Source organism: Streptomyces sp. NPDC006384 (assembly GCF_042870695.1).
Lineage (GTDB): Bacteria > Actinomycetota > Actinomycetes > Streptomycetales > Streptomycetaceae > Streptomyces.
Map to the genome: position 1 here is coordinate 216,232 of NZ_JBIAHR010000009.1, position 21,737 is coordinate 237,968.

Below are 21,737 nucleotides of genomic sequence, written 5' to 3' on the forward strand. Positions count from 1 at the left end.
CCGTCTCCGTGTCGCGGCCCGGGGTCAGTCGGCCGGGGTCAGCGCGACCTCGGCGCTGCCCGAGAGGGACGGCAGGCCCTCCGGGGGTGTGTCCTTGTAGCTGGCGTTGAAGACCGCCTTCAGGTTGTCCGCGCCGGCGTGGCCGCCGTCCACGAACGTCTTGAACGATCCGGAGCAGCCGGTGGTCGTGGAGAGCGGGTGACCGTGCGTGTCGTGGCCCAGGATGAACGAGACGCTGACCTTTGAGCAGTCCACCGGCTGGTCGTCGGTGACGGTGACCTTCCAGGTGACCGTGTCACCCCAGTGGAAGGGCGTGCCGCTGTCGGGCGCGGGGTCGGTCGTGAGGGTGACGACCGGCGCCTTGTTGCCGACGACGACCGGGACCGAGGCGGCGGCCGAGCGGCCGGTGCTGTCGGTGACCTTCAGCGTGGCGTCGAAGACGGCGTTCCTCGTGAACGTGTGCTTCGGGTTGGCCTCCCGGGAGTCCACGGTGCCGTCGGCGTCGAAGTCCCAGGCGTAGCTGAGGGCGTCGCCGTCGGCGTCCTTCGTGCCGGCGCTGGAGAACTGGACCGTCAGCGGGTTGGTCCCGTTGACCACGTCCGCGGCGGCCTTGGGCTCCGGGGTGCGGTTGCCCCGCGTGAAGTCGATGCGGGCCAGCTGGGCCTCGGGCAGCTCCGCGAAGTACCCGGTGCCGTACTCGAGGACGTACAGCGCGCCGTCCGGGCCGAACTCGGCGTCGATGGGGCCGTCCGTGGTGATCGAGGGGAGCGCGTTCTCGATCCTGGTGACCTGGTTCTTCCTGTCCAGGGTGAGGGCGAGCATCTGGTCGCGGGTCCACTCGTAGAAGAGCGGCTTGCCGTCGAAGTACGCGGGCCAGCGGTTCTCGGCCTTGTTCCGCCTGTCGTAGCGGTACGCCGGGCCGCCCATGGGGGCGATGCCGCCCGTACCGAGCTCGGGGAACTTCTCGGAGGCCCCGTAGCCGTAGACGACCGCCGAGTCCTCGACCGGCGGCAGCTTGCTCAGGCCGGTGTTGTGGCGGGAGTCGTTGACCGGTTTGGCGCAGTCGAACGCACCGTTCGACTTCTTGGTGGCGAAGTCGTAGTCCTGGTAGGGCATGTCCGGGGTCACGCAGAAGGGCCAGCCGTAGTTGGCGGGGCGGTCGATGACCGTCCAGCGGCCGTGTCCGGCGGGGCCGCGGCCGGGGTCGGCCTTGTTGGCGTCGGGTGAGTAGTCGCCGACGTAGATCTCCCCGGTCCTGTCGTCCACGGTGAACCGGAACGGGTTGCGCAGGCCCATGGCGTAGATCTCGGGCCGGGTCTTCGGCGTGCCGGGCTTGAAGAGGTTGCCGCTCGGTATCCTGTACCGGCCGTCCTTCCCGACCTTGATGCGCAGGACCTTGCCGCGCAGGTCGTTGGTGTTGCCCGCGGTGCGCCGCGCGTCGTAGGCCGGGTTGCGGTCGGGGCGGTCGTCGAGCGGGGCGTAGCCGTCCGAGGCGAACGGGTTGGAGTCGTCGCCGGTCGACAGGTACAGGTTGCCCTTGCCGTCGAAGTCGATCTTGCCGCCGACGTGGCAGCAGATGCCGCGGTCGGCGGGGACGTCGAGGATCTTCTGCTCGGTGGCGAAGTTCAGCTTGTTGCCCTCGAGCCTGAACCGCGACAGCCGGGTGACGCCCTTGTACTTGGCGAAGTCCGCGGCCGTGCCGAACTCCGGGGCGTCGCCCTCGTTCACGCCCGGCGTGGCCGGGTCGTCCACGGGGGTGTTCAGGCGGGGCGAGTAGTAGAGGTAGACCCACTTGTTCTTGCTGAAGCCGGGGTCGACGGCGATGCCCTGGACGCCCTCCTCGTCGTGCTGGTAGAGGCCGGCGGGACTCTTCTTCATGTCGGCGGCGAGGAAGTTCACCCCGCTCTTCGGGTCGTGGATCCGCACCTCGCCGGTGCGCGCGGTGTGCAGCACCCGCCGGTCGGGCAGGACGGCGAGGGCCATGGGTTCACCCGGGCGGTCGTTGAGGGTGACCTTCTGGAAGGCCGACGCGTCCGGCGGCGCCGGGTCCGAGGGGGCGGCCTGGACCGCGGGAACGGTCAGGAGCCCGGCGGACCCGGCCAGTGCCGCCGCCGCCATCAGGGTGACGATCCGTCTGTTGCGCACTCAGAACTCCTTTGAGCTGGTCGACGGCCGCACAGCGCCGGAGGGCTCGTCGTCCTCGGCCGGCCGCTGCGGGTGGAACACGCGAAAACCCTTGCGGAGTGAGTCGGTTGGACGCTAGAGCGCCCACTTTCCACGCGTCAAGGACAAAGACCGAACTTTCTCGGGGAAAGACCGCCCGGCCGTGACGGACCGGCGGAAGGAGTCCCTGTGCATTCCGGGTGTTTTCGGACAGGTCCGGGGTCCGCCCCGCACCGCACCGCCCGGGACGGCTGGTGAGGGGCCGTCAGGTGGCCCAGCATGGGGGCAGCAACAATCCGGGTGAGAGGGCGAACCATGTTCTACTACGTGCTCAAGTACGTACTGCTCGGCCCGCTGCTGAGGCTGGTCTTCCGCCCCCGGATCGAAGGGCTGGACCATGTGCCGGCCTCGGGCGCGGCCATCGTCGCCGGCAACCATCTGTCGTTCTCCGACCACTTCCTGATGCCCGCCGTGCTGCGGCGCCGGATCACCTTCCTCGCCAAGGCCGAGTACTTCACCGGCCCCGGCCTCAAGGGCCGGCTGACCGCGTTCTTCTTCCGCAGCGCGGGGCAGATCCCGGTGGACCGCTCGGGCAAGGATGCGGGGCAGGCGGCGATCCGCGAGGGGCTCGGCGTGCTGGGCCGGGGCGAGCTGCTCGGCATCTACCCGGAGGGGACGCGCTCGCACGACGGCCGGCTGTACAAGGGCAAGGTCGGTGTCGCGGTGATGGCGCTCAGGGCCGGCGTCCCCGTCGTGCCGTGCGCGATGATCGGCACCTTCGAGGCGCAGCCGCCGGGCCGGAAGATCCCGAAGGTGCACCCCGTGGTGATCCGCTTCGGCGAGCCGCTGGACTTCTCCCGCTACGCCGGCATGGAGGGCGAGAAGGCCGTGCTGCGCGCCGTCACCGACGAGATCATGTACGCGATCCTGTCGCTGTCCGAGCAGGAGTACGTCGACCGGTACGCGGCGGACGTCAAGGCCGAGGAGGCCGAGAGGGCGGCGAAGGCCCGCCGGTTCCCCCGGCTGCCGCACCGGTAGGCCGGCCCGCCCGAGGGCGCGCGAAGGGGGCGGCCGGTCGGACCGGCCGCCCCCTCTGTGTGCCCGCGGCGCCTACGGCTTGGGTGTGGCGTGCGGGGCGCAGGTCACGTCCCGGGCGTCCAGCCCGCCGGTGAGCAGGTAGGTGTCCACCCGGTCGTTGACGCACGGGTTGACCAGCCCGGTGACGCCGTGGGAGCCGGCGTCCCGCTCGGTGATCAGGCGCGAGCCCTCGAACCGCCGGTGCAGTTCGACGGCGCCCTCGTAGGGGGTGGCCGCGTCACGCTCGGCCTGGACGATCAGCACGGGCGGAAGGCCCTTGCCGGTCTTCACGTTCAGCGGGGTCTGCTGCTTGACCGGCCAGGTGGCGCACGGCAGGTTCATCCATGCGTTGGCCCAGGTCATGAACGGGTGGTCGCGGTGCAGCCGGGTGTTGTCCCGGTCCCAGGTGCGCCAGTTGGTGGGCCACTTGGCGTCCGCGCACTCGACGGCGGTGTAGACGGCGTTGCCGTTCTCCGCGGAGGCGTTGCCCGCGGTGTCGGTCATGTCCGGGGCGGCGGCGTCGACGAGGGCCTGGGTGTCGCCGGACACGTACTTGCTGAAGACCGCCGCCGTGGGGGCCCACGCGGAGTCGTAGTACGGGGCGCTCTGGAAGAAGGAGATCAGCTCGGCCGGGCCGACGACACCGCCGAGGGGCGCCTTCTCGGCCCGGGCGCGCAGCTTGAGCCACTGCTCCTGGACCTCGGCGCGGGTGTCGCCGAGGTGGTAGGTCGCGTCGTTCTCGGCGACCCAGTCCTGCCAGTCCTTCCAGCGGCCCTCGAAGGCGACGTCCTGGTCCAGGTTGGCCTGGTACCAGATCTTCTCGCGCGACGGGTTGACGACGCTGTCGAGGACCATCCGGCGCACGTGGTCCGGGAAGAGGGTGCCGTAGACCGCGCCGAGGTAGGTGCCGTAGGAGACGCCGAGGAAGTTGAGCTTCTTCTCGCCGAGGGCGGCGCGGATGACGTCCAGGTCGCGCGCGGTGTTCGGCGTGGTCATGTGCGGGAGCATCTCGCCGCTGCGCTCGAGGCAGCCCTCGGCGTACTCGCGGGCCAGCTTGCGCTGGGCGAGCTTGTCGGCCTCGTTGCGCGGCACCGGGTCCATCTTGGGCGCCTTGACGAACTCCTGCGGGTCGACGCAGGAGATGGGGGCCGACTTGCCGACGCCGCGCGGGTCGAAGCCCACGAAGTCGTAGGCCTTGGCCGTGTCCGCCCACACCGCGCTCTTGTTGGTGACGCGGGCCGGGAAGCGCAGACCGGAGCCGCCGGGGCCACCGGGGTTGTAGACGAGCGCGCCCTGGCGCTCGGACGCGGTGCCGGTGTTGCCGATGCGGTCGACGGCGAGCCTGATCTGCTTGCCGTACGGCTCGGCGTAGTCGAGCGGCACGGTGACGTAACCGCACTGGATGGGCTTCGGCAGGTTCCAGTCAGCGGGGCAGTCCTGCCAGTCGATGCCGGCCTCGGCGGCGCGGGCCGCGGCGATGGCGGCGCCGCGGGCCTCGCGGTCCTGGCTCCCGTGGTCCCGGCCGGCGGCCGGGCTGGCGCCGGCCGCGGGTGCCGTGACGGTGCCGGCTATCAGCATGGCGGTGACGAGCGCTCCGGCCGAGCCGAACGCGACGGCTCTCCGGTGCAGCCTGGTCTTCCTCAAGTGGCCCTCCCCGTACATGGTTCGACAGGTACGGGGATCTTCGCGGCTGTACGTTCCCCGGGAACAGGGCCTGCACCACTTCTTTGCCAATCCGATAAGCGGATAAGCGTGTTCGCCGGTCGGTCAGGTCGATCAGATCGGTCAGATCGGTCAGGTCCGGTCCAGCGAGGCCAGTGCCTCGTCCAGCAGCCGCCGCAGCCGCAGCCCGTCCGGCGCGACGGCCGTCACCAGCACCGCCGGTCCGGCGAGCGGCAGCACGGCCGCCCCGTCCCCCGTCGTACGGGCGGCCGGCGGATCGGTGGCGAACCGCGGCCGTACGACGACGACCTGCCCGACGGCCCGGTGGCCGGCCAGCCCGGCGGGGCCGTCCCAGCCGCCCGGGGCGCCGGGGCCGCAGGCCAGTTCCTGGTCGAGGACGAGACGCCCGGCGATCCGCACGGCGAGCCGGCTGGTGAGCCGTCCCGGTTCCTCCCCGGACCGGCCGAGCACCTGTTCCTCCCGCAGCACGAGGCCGGCCGTGGGCGCCACTTCGGCGAAGGTGGTCACCCGGAGGTCGCTGCCGTGCGCCGAGATCAGCTGTTCCGGCTCCCAGCGCAGTTCGGCGTCGTCGGCGACGGCGAGCCGTACGTCGTAGCGGGCCCCGGCCTTGTTCTGGCCCGGCAGCGCGAGGGTGGCGGCGGCCGAGCCGACGCGCAGGCGGGCGCCCTGCACCGCCTCGGCCGTCACCGTGAAGTGGTCGCCGCCGAGCGGCCCGCTCATCGCGCCGACCAGCAGCACCCGGGCCTCGGACCCGCTCCCCCGGGTGCGCCGCACCGCGAGCGGGCCCTCGCCCTCCAGCACGGGCAGGCCGGTGCCGCCGCGCCCGTCGCCGCGGGCGAGGATGCGCGCCCTCGCGCGGACGCCGCCCGGCGCCCTCACGCCGTCCACGCGGCGAGCCGGGAGCGCACCCAGCCGGCGACCTCGGTGACGCCCGCCTCGCTCCTGAGGGACTGGAGGACGACGGGGAGTTCGCCGCGCTGCGCCTTGGCGTCGGCGGCCATCCGCGCGAGGTCGGAGCCGACGTGGGGGGCGAGGTCGGTCTTGTTGACGACGAGCAGGTCGGCGGTGGAGACGCCGGGACCGCCCTTGCGCGGGATGTCGTCGCCGCCGGCCACGTCGATCACGAAGATCTGGGCGTCGACGAGTCCGCGGGAGAAGGTGGCGGTGAGGTTGTCGCCGCCGGACTCCACGAGCACCAGGTCGAGCGGCCCGACCTCGTCCTCCAGGTCCTCGACGGCCTCGAGGTTGGCGGAGATGTCGTCCCGGATGGCGGTGTGCGGGCAGGCGCCCGTCTCGACGGCGCTGATCCGCTCCGGCGGCAGCACCGCCTCGCGCAGCAGGAACTCGGCGTCCTCGCGCGTGTAGATGTCGTTGGTGACGACGGCGAGGGAGAACTCGTCGCGCAGGGCGCGGCAGAGGGCGGCGACGGTGGCGGTCTTGCCGGAGCCGACGGGACCGCCGAGCCCGATGCGCAGCGCGCGGCGGGTCCCGTCGGGCCGGCGGGCGTCGGCGGAGACGGCGGCGGGACCGTCGTGGTGGTGGTCGAGGTGCATGGTGCGACTCCTGTGCATCTGGGCCGGCCTGTCGGCCCGCCCCGGACCCCCTCCGGGGGATTCCGAGGACGAGGCCGTTCAGGCCGGACGGGGGCCAGGGGGCGGAACCCCCTGGCGGGGTCGAGGGGGCGAAGCCCCCGGGGTCGGGAACGGGAAGGGGCGGCGGGGGCGGCAGCCCCCTACGAGGCGAACAGCCGCACCGCCCAGGCGGCATGCGCCTGGGCCCCGATCTCGAGCAGCGGCGCGGACCGCGCCGGCAGCGCGTCCACGCCCTCGCTCAGGGCCAGGTGCGCCGCCTCCACGGCGTCCCGGGCGACGCGGTCCACCTCCGGCGCCAGCCGGGCGAGGACGGCGGTGGCGTCGAACGGGTCGAGACCGAGCAGCCGGACGACCGCGGTCGCCGGGCCGCTCACCCCCTCGTAGGCGGAGCAGTACGCGGCGTCCAGCGGCTCGAGCCCGGCCGCGCGGGCGGTGAGCCCGAGCACGACCGGCTGGTGGGCGCCCTTCGGGAAGCGTCCGGCGAGCGCGTCGAGTTCGGGGTGCGGCCAGGTGGCGCGGGCGGCCCGCACGAACTGCCGGCCGAGCCTGCGGGCCACCGCCCGCAGGGCGGGCGAGGGCGTACGGGCGTCCGCGGCCTCGTCGAGCGCACCGGGGTCGAGGCCGAGGGCCGCGGCCGCCGCGAGGGCGGCCGTCACGGCCCCGGTGGTGTGCAGCCGCCCCCGGCAGAACTCCTCCAGGCTCGCGGCGTCGGTGATGTGTCCGGACTTGACGGCGGCCTCCGCCCCGCCGGAGTGGGCGTGCCCACCGGCGGGGAAGCGGCCGTCCGACAGGACCAGCAGCGCTGCGCGGCTCACGACGGCGCTCAGAAGAGGAAGTACCGCTGCGCGAGCGGCAGTTCGACGGCTGGTGCGGGTTCGACGAGTTCACCGTCGATGGTGACCGCGAAGGAGTCCGCGGCGACCTCCACGCGCGGCAGGGCGTCGTTCTCCCGCATGTCGGCCTTGGTTCGGCCGCGGGTCGAGCGGATGGGCGCGAACTCCCTGCCGAGGCCGAGGCGTTCCGGCAGCCCGTCCTCGATCGCCGCCTCGGCCACGAAGTTCAGCGAGTTCATGGCGGGTGCGGTGCCGAGCGCGCCGTACATCGGGCGCGGCAGCATGGGCTGCGGGGTGGGAATGGAGGCGTTGGCGTCGCCCACCTGGGCGTAGGCGATCTGCCCGCCCTTGAGGACGAGCTGCGGCTTCACCCCGAAGAAACGCGGCTCCCACAGCACCAGGTCGGCCAGCTTCCCGGACTCGACGGAGCCGACCACGTGGTCGATGCCCTGGGCGACCGCGGGGTTGATGGTGTACTTGGCGACATAGCGACGGGCACGGTGGTTGTCGGCCCTGGTGTCGCCGGGCAGGAAGCCGCGCCGGGCCTTCATCACGTGGGCGGTCTGCCAGGTCCGCAGGATCACCTCGCCGATGCGGCCCATGGCCTGGGCGTCCGACGACATGATGGAGATCGCCCCCATGTCGTGCAGGATGTCCTCGGCCGCGATGGTGCTCGGCCGGATGCGGGACTCCGCGAAGGCCAGGTCCTCCGGGACTGCGGGGTTCAGGTGGTGGCAGACCATCAGCATGTCGAGGTGTTCCTCGACGGTGTTGACGGTGTGCGGCCGGGTCGGGTTGGTGGACGCCGGCAGCATGTTCGGCAGCGAGACCGCCGTGATCATGTCGGGAGCGTGGCCGCCGCCGGCGCCCTCGACGTGGAAGGCGTGCAGGGTGCGGCCGGCGACCGCGTCGAAGGTGTCGCCGACGAAGCCGGCCTCGTTCAGGGTGTCGGAGTGGATGGCGAGCTGGGCGCCGGACTCCTCGCAGACGTCCAGGCAGGCGGAGATGACGGCGGGGGTCGCGCCCCAGTCCTCGTGGATCTTGAAACCGAGGACGCCGGCGCGCAGCTGGTCGCGCATCGACTGCTTGGACATGGTGCTGCCCTTGCCGAGGAACCCGATGTTGACGGGGCTCGACTCCAGGGCGGCGAACATCCGGGCCAGGTGCCACGAACCCGGGGTCACCGTGGTGGCCTTGCTGCCCTCGGCCGGTCCGGTGCCGCCCCCGATGAGGGTGGTGATGCCGGAGGCGAGCGCCTCGGCGATGACGGTCGGAGCGATGAAGTGGACGTGGGTGTCGATGCCGCCGGCGGTCACGATCCTGCCGTTGCCCGCGATGATCTCGGTCTCGGGGCCGATGACCAGCTCCGGGTGGACGCCGTCCATGGTGTCCGGGTTGCCGGACTTGCCGATGCCGGTGATCCGGCCGTCGCGGATGCCGATGTCGGCCTTGACGATGCCCCAGTGGTCGATGATCACGGCGCCGGTGATCACGGTGTCGGGGGCGCCGTCGGCGCGGGTGGCGCACGACTGGCCCATCGACTCGCGCAGCACCTTGCCACCGCCGAAGACGGATTCGTCGCCGGAGCGGCCGGGGCCGCCCGAGCGGTCCTCCTCGATCTCGACGAGGAGGTCGGTGTCGGCGAGGCGGATGCGGTCGCCGGTGGTGGGGCCGAACAGGTCGGCGTAGGCGGCTCGGGACAGTTCAGGCATCGAGGGCACCTCCGGTCGCGCCGCGCAGGCCCACGACGACGCGGGCGCCGGCCAGGGGGACGAGCTCCACGTCGACCGGGATGCCGGGCTCGAACCGGACGGCGGTGCCGGCGGCTATGTCGAGCCGTCTGCCGTGGGCGAGGCCGCGGTCGAACGCGAGGGCGGGGTTGGCCTCGGCGAAGTGGTAGTGGGAGCCGACCTGGACGGGCCGGTCGGCGGTGTTGAGCACGGTCAGGCGGATGCTCTCCAGGCCCTCGTTGAAGACGACCGGCTCGTCGGCGAAGAGGATCTCTCCGGGAATCACGGCTGCCGTCCCTGTCAGATGATCGGGTCGTGGACGGTGACCAGCTTGGTGCCGTCGGGGAAGGTGGCCTCGACCTGTACGTCGTGGATCATCTCGGGTACGCCCTCCATGACCTCGTGACGCTGGATCAGTTTGCGTCCGGAGGACACCAGTTCGCCGACCGTGCGACCGTCGCGGGCGCCTTCGAGGATGTGCGAGGTGATCAGCGCGACGACCTCGGGGTAGTTGAGCTTCACTCCGCGCGCCCGGCGCTTCTCGGCCACGTCCGCGGCCACATGGACGAGCAGGCGTTCCTGCTCGTGCGGGGTCAGCTGCACGAATCACCTCACAGAAAGACATGCCGGAACCGAACGGCCCGGCTGCCGCGGCCACCGCGACGGATCTAGATGTAACACACAGGAAAGAGCCCGAAAGCACGCCCCGTTGTTCCGAAAAACGCAGGTGGATCGGGGTGCAGAGTACGGCTAAAGTGTTTCTGCCACGTCACGTTGATTTGACCGGGTGATTACCGTGCCGTCGGCGTCCCGTTCGCATGCCCGCAGGTCGTCCCGGTGTCTTCGCGCGCTGACGCACGCCCGCTCCCCGCTCTCGGAATCCTCTCGGCCGGTGGCCGAAACGGACCATCCGGCGTACCCCCTTTCAGCGTAGGAACACCTCGAATTTCCCGCCCGCCGAGCTTGCGCACTCCGCTTCCCCGGGAGCCGGAATTCCCCCTTCCGCCGCTGGTCCCGGCGTCGCCGCCGCGTGTGTGGGTACGGAGGGCGGGGATGTGTCCACCCGAACGGGTGAGTGGTGAGTAACAACACAAGTGCCCCGTTCCGTTGGGATTTTCCGACCCCGGTGGGACAAGATCCGTGACTGACGACAAGCCCCCGCCGCAGCGGCGGGGCGGTCCGGGCGGACGCCGAGTCCTGCCGCCGCCCGGACGACCGGTCGACAGGAGTGGATCGGCAGGAGTGGAGGACCCGAGCACGACGGGTCGCCGGGAACGGTCACGCCATGACCGGACCGAGTGGCCCTTGGGGTGAAGCCGCACTCGCGCGGCCGGGCAACTTCGCCAGCCCGAATCCGACAGGTCATCCTTCACAGGCGGCTGACGAAGGGTTGCGCATGACTGCGCTCAATCGTGTCCCGTCGCTGGTGGCCCGTGCCGGTACGGCCTCCGCCCTGACCCTCGCCGCCGTGGGCGGTTCCCTCGTGGTCCCCGGTGCGTCCGGTGAGGCCGCCGCCGCCACCCACGCGGCCAAGGCCCTCAAGATCGCTGCTTCGAAGAAGGGCTCCCCCTACGCATGGGGCGCCGTCGGGCCGTACAGGTTCGACTGCTCCGGACTGACCCTGTACTCGTTCAAGAAGGCCGGCAAGAAGCTGCCGCGCACCGCGGCGCAGCAGTACAACAAGACCCGGCACATCTCCGCCAAGAGCCGCAAGGCCGGAGACCTGGTGTTCTTCCACTCGGGCAGCTACGTCTACCACGTGGGCATCTACGCCGGTAAGGGCAAGATGTGGCACGCCCCGAAGACCGGGGACGTGGTGCGTCTGCAGAAGATCTGGACCAACAAGGTCTGGTACGGCCGGGTGAAGTGATCCGCCCGGGCAGGTGACGGCGTCCTGGCGCGCCGTCACCTGCCCGGGTGTGGAGCGCCGGTCCGTGCCGTCGGCGCACCGCCCTCGACGGGGACACCGCCGGGCGCGGGACGGCACCACCCGGCACACGGCGGCCGGGGCGCGCGGGTCGCCGTACGCGTCGTCCCCGCCTCAGCCCCTCATCTCGGCTTCAGGGATCGTGCCGCCCCTTCCGCCTCGCCCCGGGGCATCCCCGGCCGGGACGGGCTCCGCGGCCGGGACGGGCTCCGCGGCCGGGACGGGCACCGCGGGCCCCGTGCCCGGCTCCGCGGACGCCGGGCCCCCCGGCGCCGTCCAGGGCAGTTCGATGGAGACGGTCTTGCCGCCCTCGCGCGTGGGCCGTACCCGCAGCCTGCCGCCGTACTCCGCCGCCAGCCAGCGGATGATCACCATGCCCCGGCCGTTGTCCTGCTGCACGGCGGCCGGCAGACGCTTGGGGAACCGCGGATGGCTGTCGGTGACGCCGACGGTCAGCCGCTCGTCACGGTCGAGCACGAGGTCCACCGTGAAGGTGGGCGACTGTCCGAAGGTGTGCTGGACCGCGTTGGTGGCCAGCTCGGAGACGATCAGCCGGACGGTCTCGGAGGTGTCCGCGTCCGCGGGCAGGCCCCATTCCGCCAGCGTGCCCACCGCATAGGTACGCGCGGCGGCCACCGAGGCGGGTTCGCTCGGCAGAGTGACGGATGCTTCCAGGTGGTCTGCCATGGCGACGTCGTCCCTTTCCCACGGGACCGCAGCCCGACACGGAGCGGGTGGTTCGAGTACGGTCCCGGACTGGTGCTTGACCGTCAGACTGCCACCACCTCCCCGGTGCGGGGCGGCGATCCACCGAGTTATGCATATATCTGTCGCTCGAAGCGGTGAACTCTGCGACGGCAGACCGTATTCGGGCGGCTCATGAGGAGCGGAGGAATGGCCCATGCAGCACGGCCCCGTGGTGCGCCGCCGGAAGCTGGGCGCGGAGCTGCGCGCCCTGCGCACGTCGGCGGGGATCACCAGCGGCGAGGCGGCCCGGCTGGTGGGCTGGCACCAGTCGAAGGTCAGCCGGATCGAGACCGGGACGAGCGGGGCGAAACCGGCCGACGTGCGCTTACTGCTGGACGCCTACGGCGTGGACGATCCCCAACTGCGGGAGCTGCTGGGGCTGCTGGCGGGTTCCGAGGACGCGGGCGGGCGGCACCACTGGTGGCACGCCTATCGCGGGGTACTGCCGCCGACGTACCGGGACTTCATCAGTCTGGAGTCCCAGGCGAGCGCGATGCGCACGCTGGAGACCACCGTCGTGCCCGGGCTGCTGCAGACGCCGGAGTACGCGCGCGCGGTGACGCGGGCCGCGGTGGACGGGCTGACCGAGGAGCGGCTGGACACGCTGGTGGAGGTCCGGCTGGCCCGGCAGGACGTGCTCCGGTCCGATCCCCCGCTGGCGCTGAACGCGGTCCTCGACGAGGCCGTACTGCGGAGGGAGGTGGGCGGGCCCGGGGTGATGTCCCGTCAGCTGGACCGGCTGGTGGAGGCCGCGCGGCTGCCCCATGTCCGGTTGCAGGTACTGCCGTTCTCCGCCGGGGCGCACATCGGCGTCACCGGTCCGTTCGTAATTTTCTCATTTCCGAACGTCTCCGATCTGGACGTGGTTGTTCTCGACCACTTGACGAGTAGCGTCTATCTCGAACGGAAAGAAGACCTGGAGGCCTACACCGAGGCCTTCGACGCCCTTCAGCACCATGCCCTTTCGCCCGAGGACTCGTTGGACTACATCGCCGCGACAGCGGCCGGCGCGTAAGGAGGAACCACCATGTCCGCACTTCCTCGGAAGACCCCCACGAGTACCGATCTGCACGGCGTGCGATGGCTGCGCAGCAGCTACAGCACCGGAGCCAACAACTGCGTGGAGACGGCCCGTCCGCCGGCCGGCCCCTGGGCCGGACTCCTCGCCGTGCGCGACTCCAAGGACCCGGCCGGGCCCGCGCTGCTCTTCTCCCCCGGGAGCTGGGCGTCGTTCACGGCCGTGTTCCGCCGCGGCCGGCCCGGGCGGGCCGGCTGACCCGACCGGGCATCGTGCGACACACGGCCGTGCCACGCCGACTCATGGCCGCGTTTCGCCGATCACCCGTACAGCGCGTTCGATCTGTTCCCCGGAGAGGTCCGCACGGGCGGTCAGCCTGAGCCGTGAGATGCCGTCGGGCACGGAGGGCGGGCGGAAGCAGCCCACGGACAGGCCGGCCGTACGGCAGTCGGCCGCCCACCGCACGGCCCCCTCCGGGGACGGGGCGCGCACCGAGACCACCGCGGCGTCCGGACGTACGGCGTCCAGGCCCGCGGCGGTCAGGCGTGCGTGCAGGTCGGCCGCCACGGTGCGCGCCCGCTCCGCCCGTGCGGGCTCGCGGCGCAGCAGCCGCAGTGCCGCGAGGGCGGCGCCGGCGGCCGCGGGGGCGAGTCCGGTGTCGAAGATGAAGGTCCGGGCGGTGTTGACCAGGTGGTCGATCACCCGTGCGGGGCCGAGTACGGCGCCGCCCTGGCTGCCGAGCGACTTGGACAGGGTGACCGTGACGACGACGTCGTCGCCGCCCGCGAGCCCCGCCGCGTGCGGGGCGCCCCGGCCGCCCTCGCCGAGGACGCCGAGGCCGTGGGCGTCGTCGACGACCAGCCCGGCCCCGTGCTCCCGGCACGCCTCGGCGAGGGCCGTCAGCGGGGCGGCGTCGCCGTCGACGGAGAAGACCGTGTCGGAGACGGCGACGGCGGGCCCGGCATGGGCGGCGAGTGCCTTGCGGACCGCTTCCGGGTCGGCGTGTGCCACGACCTGGGTGGTGCCCCGGGCGAGCCGGCAGCCGTCGATCAGCGAGGCGTGGTTGCCCGCGTCGGAGACGACGAGGGAGCCGTGGGGGGCCAGTGCGGTGACCGCGGCGAGGTTGGCCGCGTAGCCGGAGGAGAAGACGAGCGCGGCCTCGAAGCCGCAGAAGCCGGCCAGTTCCCGCTCGAGTTCGGCGTGCAGCTCCGTCGTCCCGGTGACCAGCCGGGATCCGGTCGCACCGCCGCCCCAGTCCCGCGCGGCCCGCGCCGCGCCCTCGGCGACCTCGGGGTGCCGGGCGAGGCCGAGGTAGTCGTTGCTCGCCAGGTCCAGGAGCGGGGAGCCGGCCGGGCGGGGCCGCAGCGTCCGTACGAGACCGGCCCGGCGGCGCGCCCCGGCCTGCTCGTCGATCCAGCCGAACGCCATGCGTCGCTCCTCGGGGAGTTGTGTGGGCAGCGGACAGACACTAGCGGCACGACGGGCCGCCCGAGGTGTGGTGATACCCACACGCCGATCTGCCACTGTTGTGCGGACTCTCCTTGGCCCCGAGTGGCCCCGTAGGACAGGATCGGTTCTCATGGACCTGCTGAACACGCTGGTGGACAAGGGACTTCGGCGCGAGTCGCCGACCCGCGGGGAGGCCCTGGCCGTCCTCGCCACGTCCGACGACGAACTGCTCGACGTGGTGGCCGCGGCCGGCAAGGTGCGCCGGCACTGGTTCGGCCGACGGGTGAAACTCAACTACCTCGTCAACCTCAAGTCGGGCCTGTGCCCCGAGGACTGCTCCTACTGCTCGCAGCGGCTCGGCTCGAAGGCCGGCATCCTCAAGTACACGTGGCTGAAGCCCGGCGAGGCCTCCGAGGCCGCGGCCGCGGGTGTGGCGGGCGGCGCGAAGCGGGTGTGCCTGGTGGCCAGCGGGCGCGGCCCCACCGAGCGGGACGTGGACCGGGTCTCGGAGACGATCCGCACCATCAAGGAGCAGAACGAGGGCGTCGAGGTGTGCGCCTGTCTGGGTCTGCTCTCCGACGGCCAGGCGGAGCGGCTGCGCGAGGCGGGCGCCGACGCCTACAACCACAACCTCAACACGTCCGAGGCGACGTACGGGGACATCACGACGACGCACACGTACGCCGACCGGGTGGACACGGTCAACAAGGCGCACGCGGCCGGGCTCTCGGCCTGCTCGGGGCTGATCGCGGGCATGGGCGAGAGCGACGAGGACCTGGTCGACGTGGTCTTCTCGCTGCGGGAGCTGGACCCGGACTCGGTGCCGGTCAACTTCCTGATCCCCTTCGAGGGCACGCCGCTGGCCAAGGAGTGGAACCTGACCCCGCAGCGCTGTCTGCGGATCCTGGCGATGGTCCGGTTCGTCTGCCCGGACGTCGAGGTGCGCATCGCGGGCGGGCGCGAGGTGCACCTGCGGACGCTGCAGCCGCTCGCGCTCCACCTAGCCAACTCGATCTTCCTCGGCGACTACCTCACCAGCGAGGGGCAGGCGGGCAAGGCCGACCTGGAGATGATCGCGGACGCCGGTTTCGAGGTGGAGGGCACCGGTGAGACGACGCTGCCCGCGCACCGGAACACGGACCGGGGCGGGTGCGGATCGCACGGGGACGGGGACGGAGACGGCTGCGGCTCGCACGGGGAGGGCGGCGGCTGCGGTTCCCACGAGGGCGGCGGTGTCTGTGGTTCCGTCCCGGCCGGGGGCGGCTGCGGCACGGCCACGCCCGCCGCACCGGCGACGGCCGGCGGCCCCCGCACGGACCTGGTCGCCGTACGCCGCCGCGGTGCCGGAACGGATCTCGCGCCCAATGCCTGACCCCGAACTGACGGTGGACGGGCTGCTGGCGCTCGACCGGCGGCACGTCTGGCATCCGTACGGGCCCATGCCGGGCCGGCAGGACCCGTTGGTGGTGGAGTCGGCGAGCGGAGTGCGGCTGCGCCTGGCCGACGGGTCCGGCGAGCTGGTCGACGGGATGTCGTCCTGGTGGTCGGCGATCCACGGCTACAACCACCCGGTGCTGAACGAGGCCGCGCGCGGACAGCTGGAGCGGATGAGCCACGTGATGTTCGGCGGGCTCACCCACGAGCCCGCCGTACGGCTGGCGAAGCTCCTTGTCGACATGTCACCCGACGGCCTGGAGCACGTCTTCCTCGCCGACTCCGGCTCGGTGTCGGTCGAGGTCGCCGTCAAGATGTGCCTGCAGTACTGGCGTTCGCTGGGCCGCCCGGCCAAGCGGCGGCTGCTGACCTGGCGCGGCGGCTACCACGGCGACACCTGGCAGCCCATGTCGGTGTGCGACCCCGAGGGCGGGATGCACGAGCTGTGGAGCGGGGTGCTGCCGCGCCAGGTCTTCGCGGACGCGCCGCCCGCGGAGTACGAGGAGGCGTACGCGGAGCATCTGCGGACGACGGTCGAGCGGCACGCCGGCGAGCTGGCCGCGGTGATCGTGGAGCCGGTGGTGCAGGGCGCGGGCGGGATGCGGTTCCACTCCCCCGCGTATCTGCGGGTGCTGCGCGAGGCGTGCGACGCGCACGGCGTGCTGCTGGTGTTCGACGAGATCGCCACCGGTTTCGGTCGCACCGGCGCCCTGTTCGCGGCGGAGCACGCGGCGGTGACGCCGGACGTGATGTGCGTGGGCAAGGCGCTGACCGGCGGATACCTGACGATGGCGGCCACGCTGTGCACCTCGCGGGTGGCCGAGGGCATCTCGCGCGGCGAGGTGCCGGTGCTCGCGCACGGGCCGACGTTCATGGGCAATCCGCTGGCGGCGGCCGTGGCGTGCGCGTCGATCGGGCTGCTGCTCGGCCAGGACTGGCGCGCGGAGGTCAAACGCATCGAGACGGGCCTGGCCGAGGGGCTCGCACCCGCCGCCGGACTGCCCGGCGTGGCCGACGTGCGGGTGCTGGGCGCGATCGGCGTCGTCCAGCTCGACCACCCCGTCGACATGCGGGCGGCGACGCGGGCGGCGGTGCGCGAGGGCGTGTGGCTGCGGCCGTTCAGGGACCTGGTCTACACGATGCCGCCGTACGTCACGGGCGACGCGGACGTGGCACGCATCGCCCGCGCGGTGTGCGCGGCGGCACAGGAGGGGTGACATGCCGGTACTGGTGATCACGGGGACGGGCACGGAGGTCGGCAAGACGGTCACGACCGCCGCCGTCGCCGCGGCGGCGCTGGCGGCGGGCCGGTCGGTGGCCGTGCTGAAGGCCGCGCAGACGGGCGTGGCGCCGGACGAGCCCGGGGACGCGCAGGAGGTGGCGCGGCTCGCGGGCGCGGTGACGGCGGCGGAGACCGCCCGCTACCCCGAACCCCTGGCCCCGGCGACGGCCGCACGCCGGGCCGGTCGGGCGCCCGTGCACCCGCACCAGGTCGCGGAACGGGCCGGCAAGCTGGCCACCGACCACGACCTGGTGCTGGTCGAGGGGGCCGGCGGGCTGCTCGTCCGCTTCGACGAGGACGGCGGGACCCTCGCGGACGTCGCCGTCCTGCTCGGCGCACCGGTGCTCGTGGTGGCGTCGGCGGGGCTGGGCACGCTGAACACGACCGAGCTGACGGCGCGCGAACTCGCGGCGCGGGGCCTGGAGCTGCCGGGCGTGGTGATCGGCAGCTGGCCCGAGGACCCGGACCTCGCCTCGCGCTGCAATCTCGCGGACCTGCCGGAGGTCGCCGGGGCGCCCCTGCTCGGTGCCCTGCCCGCCGGGGCGGCGGCCCTCGCGCCGGCCGCGTTCCGGTCGGCGGCGCCCCACTGGCTGGCGCCCCGCCTGGACGGTGTCTGGGACGCGGCCGCGTTCCGGCGACGGGAGGCGCCGACGGCGGGGCTGTGACGCGGGCTCCGGCCGGCGCGAAGGCGCGGCCGGCGGGACGGTGGCGCGGATTCCGGGCGGCACGGGGAGCACGTCCGCCGGGACGACGGCGCGGGTCAGGCTGCGCGGGGCGGGACCGGCGGGTGAGCGGGACCGGCGGGTGAGCGGGACCGCACGACGGGGCGCGTGGACGCCGTCGTCACGCCGCGGGTTCCGGGTTCGCCACCGCGTCGGCCGGCCCGCCGGCCGTGCCCCGCGCCCCGGCCGGCGGGCCCGTTTCCCGGCCGTTCGCCGGGTCGCGCGCAAGTGGGCCGCCGCCGCGCGGATGCGGGGCGCCCGTACGGGGGACAATCGCCCTGAGGCACCACCTCGTGAGGGAGGTCCCATGCCGCTGCGATCCGCCCGTTCCCGCGCCGTGCCCCCGGACGCCGTGCACCATCCGCTCTTCGCCCGCTGCTACGCCCGGTTCAGCACGAGCGCCGAGACCCGGATGGGCATGGCGCGGGTGCGCGAGCGGCTGCTCGCCGGGCTGTCCGGCCGGGTCATCGAGGTCGGCGCGGGCAACGGCCTGAACTTCGCGCACTACCCGGGCGCCGTCTCGGAGGTCGTCGCCATCGAACCGGAGCGTTCGCTGCGGCAGCTGGCCGTGGAGGCGGCGCTGCGCGCCCAGGTGCCGGTCGACGTGGCGCCGGGTACGGCGGAGGCGCTGCCGGTCAAGAGCGAGGCCTTCGACGCCGCCGTGGTGTCGCTGGTGCTGTGCAGCGTCCGGGACGTGCCGCGGGCGCTCGGCGAGCTGAGGCGGGTCCTGCGGCCCGGCGGCGAGGTGCGCTTCTTCGAGCACGGGCGGGGCGGCGGGCGGGTGATGACCTTCACCCAGCGCGCGCTCGACCGGACGGTGTGGCCGCCGCTGGCCGGCGGCTGCCACGTGTCCCGGGACCCGGTCGCCGCACTGCGGGAGGCCGGCTTCGCCCTGGGCCCGTACCGGCGGATGCTGATGCCGGAGAACGGCCCCGCGCTGCCGATGTCGCACTGCGTGCTCGGCACGGCCTGGCGACCGCCCGGGGACGACGCCTAGCAGGGGCGACGGGCGCTGCGTGCGGCTCCTGACGGGCCGTCCGCCGGACCGCGTGCTGCCGTCCCTCGAGCCGCGTGCCGTCCGTCCGCATGCCGGAATTCTCGTCCGGGGTGCCGCCGCGCATGGTGGGATCCCCGCATGAGTGATCTTCGGATACGGGCCGCCCGGCCCGAGGACCTGGACGACGTGCTGGCTTTCTGGAAGACGGCCGCCGAGGGCACGAGCATCAGCGACGACCGGGACGGGGTGGAGCGGCTGCTCGCCCGCGATCCCGAGTCGCTGATCCTCGCCGAGCGCGACGGCGGAACGGTCGGCACGGTGATCGCCGGCTTCGACGGCTGGCGCTGCCACCTCTACCGCCTGGCGGTGCACCCCGGCCACCGCCGCCAGGGCATCGGTTCGGCCCTCCTCGACGCCGCGGAGGAACGCTTCGTACGGCTCGGCGGGCGGCGCGCGGACGCGATGGTGCTGGTGCGCAACGAGCGGGCGCAGCATGCGTGGCGGGCCGCCGGGTACGCGCCCGAGGAACAGTGGCGGCGCTGGGTCAAGCCCCTCACCGGCTGACGGGCGCACCGGCGGAAAGGCAGTGGGCACCGGCACATGAGCGAACGGTCCGGCGCACGACGTCGCGCGAACCTCCCCGTCCTGTCCGACCATGGAGCCGAGGTGACTCGATGACCGAAGTGCTCCTGCTCCTGGTGGCCATCCTGCTCTCGCTCGCGTGCGGTGCCTTCGTCGCCGCCGAGTTCTCGCTGACCACCGTGGAGCGCGGCGAACTGGAGCGGGCCGCCGCGCGCGGCGAGCGGGGCGCGGCGAGCGCGCTGAAGGGCGTACGGAACCTGACGTTCCAGCTGTCCGGGGCGCAGCTCGGCATCACGGTCACCAACCTGGTGGTCGGCATGCTCGCCGAGCCGTCGGTCGCGGCGCTGATCTCGGGACCGCTGGAGAGCGTGGGGATGCCTGCGTCGGCGGCCTCCTCGCTGGCGCTGGTGCTGGGCACGGCGCTGTCGACGGTCTTCCTGATGATCGTCGGCGAGCTGGTGCCGAAGAACTGGGCGATCTCCTCGCCGCTGGCCGTCGCCAAGCGGGTGGGCGGACCGCAGCGCTGGTTCAGCACGGCGTTCCGGCCCTTCATCACCCATCTGAACAACACGGCCAACCGCGTGGTGCGCCGGCTCGGCGTGGAGCCGGCGGAGGAGCTGGCGTCCGCGCGCGGGCCCCAGGAGCTGGCGGCGCTCGCCCGGCACTCCGCCAAGGAGGGCGCCCTGGAGCCCGACACCGCCGAGCTGTTCGTGCGGACCCTGAACCTGGCCGATCTGACGGCGCAGCACGTGATGACCCCGCGCGTCCAGGTCGTCGCCCTGGACTGGCGGGCGACCTGCGAGGACGTGGCCAACGCGACGCGGGCGACCGGGCTGTCCCGGTTCCCGGTCCACCGGGACGGCCTCGACACGGTGGTGGGGACCGTCCACGTCAAGGACGTGCTGGCGGTGCCCGCCGAGCGCCGGTCCCTGGTGCCGGTGGCCGAGCTGATGCGCGAGCCGCTGTTCGTCCCTCAGACGCTGACCGTCGACCGGCTGCTGGACCGGCTGTCCGGGCGGCGCACCATGGCCGTGGTCGTCGACGAGTACGGCGGCACCGCGGGCGTGGCCACGCTGGAGGACATCGTCGAGGAGGTCGTCGGCGAGGTGCGCGACGAGCACGATCCGCACGAGACCCCCGAACTGGCTCCGGCGGGCACCGACGAGGAGGGCCACGCCCTGTACCGGGCCGACGGCGCGGCGCGGGTGGACCGGCTCGCCCGCCTCGGCCTGCGGGTGCCCCAGGGGCCGTACGAGACGGTCGCCGGGTTCGTCGCGGCCCGGCTGGGGCGGATCCCGCAGGCCGGCGACAGCGTCGAGGTCGCCGGCTGGCGGCTGGAGGTGGTGGACGCCACGGGGCACCGGGCGGCCGGGCTGCTGCTGCACGCGCCGCTCGACGACGACCGGTCCCGGGGCGCCGGGGACGGGGAGGCCGGCCGGTGACCGCCGTACAGCTGCTGATCGGTCTGGCGACGCTCGTCGTCAACGCCTTCTTCGTCGGCGCCGAGTTCGCGCTGATCTCCGTGCGCCGCAGCCAGGTGGAGCCGTACGCCGAGGAGGGCGACCGGCGTGCCAGGAGCGTGCTGTGGGGGCTGGAGCACGTGTCGGCGCTGCTGGCGGCGGCCCAGCTCGGCATCACCCTGTGCACCCTGGTCCTCGGCATCGTCGCGGAACCGGCGATCGCGCATCTGCTGGAACCGGTGTTCCACGCGGCGGGCGTGCCGTCCGGGGCGGGGCACGCGGTGTCCTTCGCGATCGCGCTGGTGCTGGCGACGTATCTGCACATGCTGCTCGGCGAGATGGTGCCGAAGAACATCGCGCTGGCCGAGCCGGTGCGCAGCGCGCTGCTGCTCGGGCCGCCGCTGGTGGGCCTGTCCCGGGCCCTGCGGCCGGTGATCTTCACGGTCAACACGTTCGCGAACGCGCTGCTGAAGCTGTTGCGGGTGGAGGCGAGGAACGAGGTGGCGGCGACCTTCACGGACTCGGAGCTGGCGGAGATCGTGAAGGACGCCGGTGAGGCCGGCCTGATCGACGACCGGGCCCAGGAACGGCTGCACGACGCCCTGGAGCTGGGCCGGCGGCCGGTGCGGGACGTGGTGCTGCCGCTGGAACGCGTGGTGCACGCGCGGGTGGGCGTCACGCCGGAGCAGCTGGAGCGGATGTCGGCCGAGTCGGGCTTCTCCCGCTTCCCGGTGGTGGACGACGGGCGGCGCATCGTGGGCTATCTGCACGTCAAGGACGCCCTGGACGCCTGTCCCCGGGACGTGCCGTTCCGGCCGGCGGACATGCGGCCCATCGCCCGTGTCCGCGAGAGCACCCCGCTGGACGACGTCCTCACCGCGATGCGGGGCGGCCGCACGCACCTGGCAGCGGTGCTGGGCTCCGACGGGCGGCTGGCGGGGCTGGTGACCATGGAGGACGTGCTGCGCGAGCTGTTCGGGCGGCGGGCCTGAGCGCGCGGGCCGGTCCAGGGCGACCGACCAGCGGGTATGTGTAGGGGCT

At 73.2% G+C, this 21,737-nt stretch carries 21 protein-coding genes and 1 riboswitch; of the genes, 11 read left to right on the top strand and 10 right to left on the bottom strand.

Features of this window, described 5'->3' with window-relative positions; genetic code table 11:
* Positions 1 to 24 precede the first annotated feature (24 nt).
* Complete coding sequence (locus ACFYOJ_RS14880; RefSeq protein ID WP_356550973.1) at positions 25 to 2,145, bottom strand: PQQ-dependent sugar dehydrogenase; 2,121 nt, start codon at positions 2,143 to 2,145, stop codon at positions 25 to 27.
* 333 nt (positions 2,146 to 2,478) lie between these two features.
* Between ACFYOJ_RS14880 and ACFYOJ_RS14885 the strand changes: the two genes are divergently transcribed.
* A complete protein-coding gene (locus ACFYOJ_RS14885) occupies positions 2,479 to 3,201 on the top strand; it encodes a lysophospholipid acyltransferase family protein (protein ID WP_356550972.1) in 723 nt (240 codons plus the stop codon).
* Positions 3,202 to 3,273: 72 nt separating this feature from the next.
* Here ACFYOJ_RS14885 and ACFYOJ_RS14890 read toward each other — a convergent pair whose 3' ends face one another.
* From ACFYOJ_RS14890 to ACFYOJ_RS14920, 7 genes are all read right to left on the bottom strand, one after another.
* Positions 3,274 to 4,818, bottom strand: a complete 1,545-nt coding sequence (locus ACFYOJ_RS14890) for an alpha/beta hydrolase (protein WP_388597008.1) — start codon at positions 4,816 to 4,818, stop codon at positions 3,274 to 3,276.
* Between the two features lie 216 nt (positions 4,819 to 5,034).
* A complete protein-coding gene (locus ACFYOJ_RS14895) occupies positions 5,035 to 5,811 on the bottom strand; it encodes an urease accessory protein UreD (protein WP_356550970.1) in 777 nt (258 codons plus the stop codon).
* The gene (gene ureG / locus ACFYOJ_RS14900; RefSeq protein ID WP_356550968.1) at positions 5,799 to 6,476 is read right to left on the bottom strand and encodes an urease accessory protein UreG; all 678 of its coding nucleotides are present in this window, start codon (positions 6,474 to 6,476) and stop codon (positions 5,799 to 5,801) included. Before ureG ends, ACFYOJ_RS14895 begins: the two co-directional genes overlap by 13 nt.
* Positions 6,477 to 6,655: 179 nt before the next feature.
* Positions 6,656 to 7,330: an urease accessory UreF family protein gene (locus ACFYOJ_RS14905; protein WP_356550966.1), complete on the bottom strand. Its 675-nt coding sequence runs from the start codon at positions 7,328 to 7,330 to the stop codon at positions 6,656 to 6,658.
* 8 nt (positions 7,331 to 7,338) lie between these two features.
* The gene (locus tag ACFYOJ_RS14910) at positions 7,339 to 9,060 is read right to left on the bottom strand and encodes an urease subunit alpha (protein ID WP_356550965.1); all 1,722 of its coding nucleotides are present in this window, start codon (positions 9,058 to 9,060) and stop codon (positions 7,339 to 7,341) included.
* Complete coding sequence (locus tag ACFYOJ_RS14915; RefSeq protein WP_356550964.1) at positions 9,053 to 9,364, bottom strand: urease subunit beta; 312 nt, start codon at positions 9,362 to 9,364, stop codon at positions 9,053 to 9,055. Before ACFYOJ_RS14915 ends, ACFYOJ_RS14910 begins: the two co-directional genes overlap by 8 nt.
* A gap of 14 nt (positions 9,365 to 9,378) precedes the next feature.
* Positions 9,379 to 9,681: an urease subunit gamma gene (locus ACFYOJ_RS14920; RefSeq protein ID WP_356550962.1), complete on the bottom strand. Its 303-nt coding sequence runs from the start codon at positions 9,679 to 9,681 to the stop codon at positions 9,379 to 9,381.
* 575 nt (positions 9,682 to 10,256) lie between these two features.
* Positions 10,257 to 10,471: riboswitch (cyclic di-AMP (ydaO/yuaA leader) on the top strand.
* Between the two features lie 3 nt (positions 10,472 to 10,474).
* Here ACFYOJ_RS14920 and ACFYOJ_RS14925 point away from each other — a divergent pair.
* A complete protein-coding gene (locus tag ACFYOJ_RS14925) occupies positions 10,475 to 10,948 on the top strand; it encodes a C40 family peptidase (protein WP_356550961.1) in 474 nt (157 codons plus the stop codon).
* Between the two features lie 171 nt (positions 10,949 to 11,119).
* Here ACFYOJ_RS14925 and ACFYOJ_RS14930 read toward each other — a convergent pair whose 3' ends face one another.
* Positions 11,120 to 11,692: an ATP-binding protein gene (locus ACFYOJ_RS14930; RefSeq protein ID WP_356550960.1), complete on the bottom strand. Its 573-nt coding sequence runs from the start codon at positions 11,690 to 11,692 to the stop codon at positions 11,120 to 11,122.
* Between the two features lie 214 nt (positions 11,693 to 11,906).
* On the opposite strand from ACFYOJ_RS14930, the gene ACFYOJ_RS14935 reads away from it, so the two are divergent.
* Positions 11,907 to 12,767, top strand: coding sequence for a helix-turn-helix transcriptional regulator (locus ACFYOJ_RS14935; RefSeq protein ID WP_356550958.1), 861 nt, complete (start codon positions 11,907 to 11,909; stop codon positions 12,765 to 12,767).
* A 12-nt stretch (positions 12,768 to 12,779) separates the two neighbouring features.
* Positions 12,780 to 13,028: a DUF397 domain-containing protein gene (locus ACFYOJ_RS14940; protein WP_356550956.1), complete on the top strand. Its 249-nt coding sequence runs from the start codon at positions 12,780 to 12,782 to the stop codon at positions 13,026 to 13,028.
* A 42-nt stretch (positions 13,029 to 13,070) separates the two neighbouring features.
* Here the strand turns inward: ACFYOJ_RS14940 and ACFYOJ_RS14945 are convergent, their stop codons facing one another.
* Positions 13,071 to 14,198: an 8-amino-7-oxononanoate synthase gene (locus tag ACFYOJ_RS14945; RefSeq protein WP_356550955.1), complete on the bottom strand. Its 1,128-nt coding sequence runs from the start codon at positions 14,196 to 14,198 to the stop codon at positions 13,071 to 13,073.
* A gap of 151 nt (positions 14,199 to 14,349) precedes the next feature.
* Between ACFYOJ_RS14945 and bioB the strand changes: the two genes are divergently transcribed.
* The 7 genes from bioB (at position 14,350) to ACFYOJ_RS14980 (ending at position 21,688) form a co-directional block, all read left to right on the top strand.
* The gene (bioB, locus tag ACFYOJ_RS14950; RefSeq protein ID WP_356550953.1) at positions 14,350 to 15,591 is read left to right on the top strand and encodes a biotin synthase BioB; all 1,242 of its coding nucleotides are present in this window, start codon (positions 14,350 to 14,352) and stop codon (positions 15,589 to 15,591) included.
* Positions 15,584 to 16,870 carry an adenosylmethionine--8-amino-7-oxononanoate transaminase gene (locus ACFYOJ_RS14955; RefSeq protein WP_356550952.1) on the top strand — a complete coding sequence of 429 codons (1,287 nt, stop codon included), beginning with the start codon at positions 15,584 to 15,586 and terminating at the stop codon, positions 16,868 to 16,870. Before bioB ends, ACFYOJ_RS14955 begins: the two co-directional genes overlap by 8 nt.
* 1 nt (position 16,871) lies before the next feature.
* Entirely contained in the window at positions 16,872 to 17,600 is a 729-nt protein-coding gene (bioD, locus tag ACFYOJ_RS14960) for a dethiobiotin synthase (protein ID WP_356550951.1), read from the top strand.
* 364 nt (positions 17,601 to 17,964) lie between these two features.
* On the top strand, positions 17,965 to 18,654 hold the full coding sequence (locus tag ACFYOJ_RS14965; RefSeq protein ID WP_356550949.1) for a class I SAM-dependent methyltransferase: 690 nt from the start codon (positions 17,965 to 17,967) through the stop codon (positions 18,652 to 18,654).
* Between the two features lie 138 nt (positions 18,655 to 18,792).
* On the top strand, positions 18,793 to 19,218 hold the full coding sequence (locus ACFYOJ_RS14970) for a GNAT family N-acetyltransferase (RefSeq protein ID WP_356550947.1): 426 nt from the start codon (positions 18,793 to 18,795) through the stop codon (positions 19,216 to 19,218).
* Between the two features lie 110 nt (positions 19,219 to 19,328).
* Positions 19,329 to 20,678: a hemolysin family protein gene (locus tag ACFYOJ_RS14975; protein ID WP_356550946.1), complete on the top strand. Its 1,350-nt coding sequence runs from the start codon at positions 19,329 to 19,331 to the stop codon at positions 20,676 to 20,678.
* Complete coding sequence (locus tag ACFYOJ_RS14980; RefSeq protein WP_356550944.1) at positions 20,675 to 21,688, top strand: hemolysin family protein; 1,014 nt, start codon at positions 20,675 to 20,677, stop codon at positions 21,686 to 21,688. The genes ACFYOJ_RS14975 and ACFYOJ_RS14980 overlap by 4 nt, the downstream gene beginning before the upstream one ends.
* Positions 21,689 to 21,737: the final 49 nt, after the last annotated feature.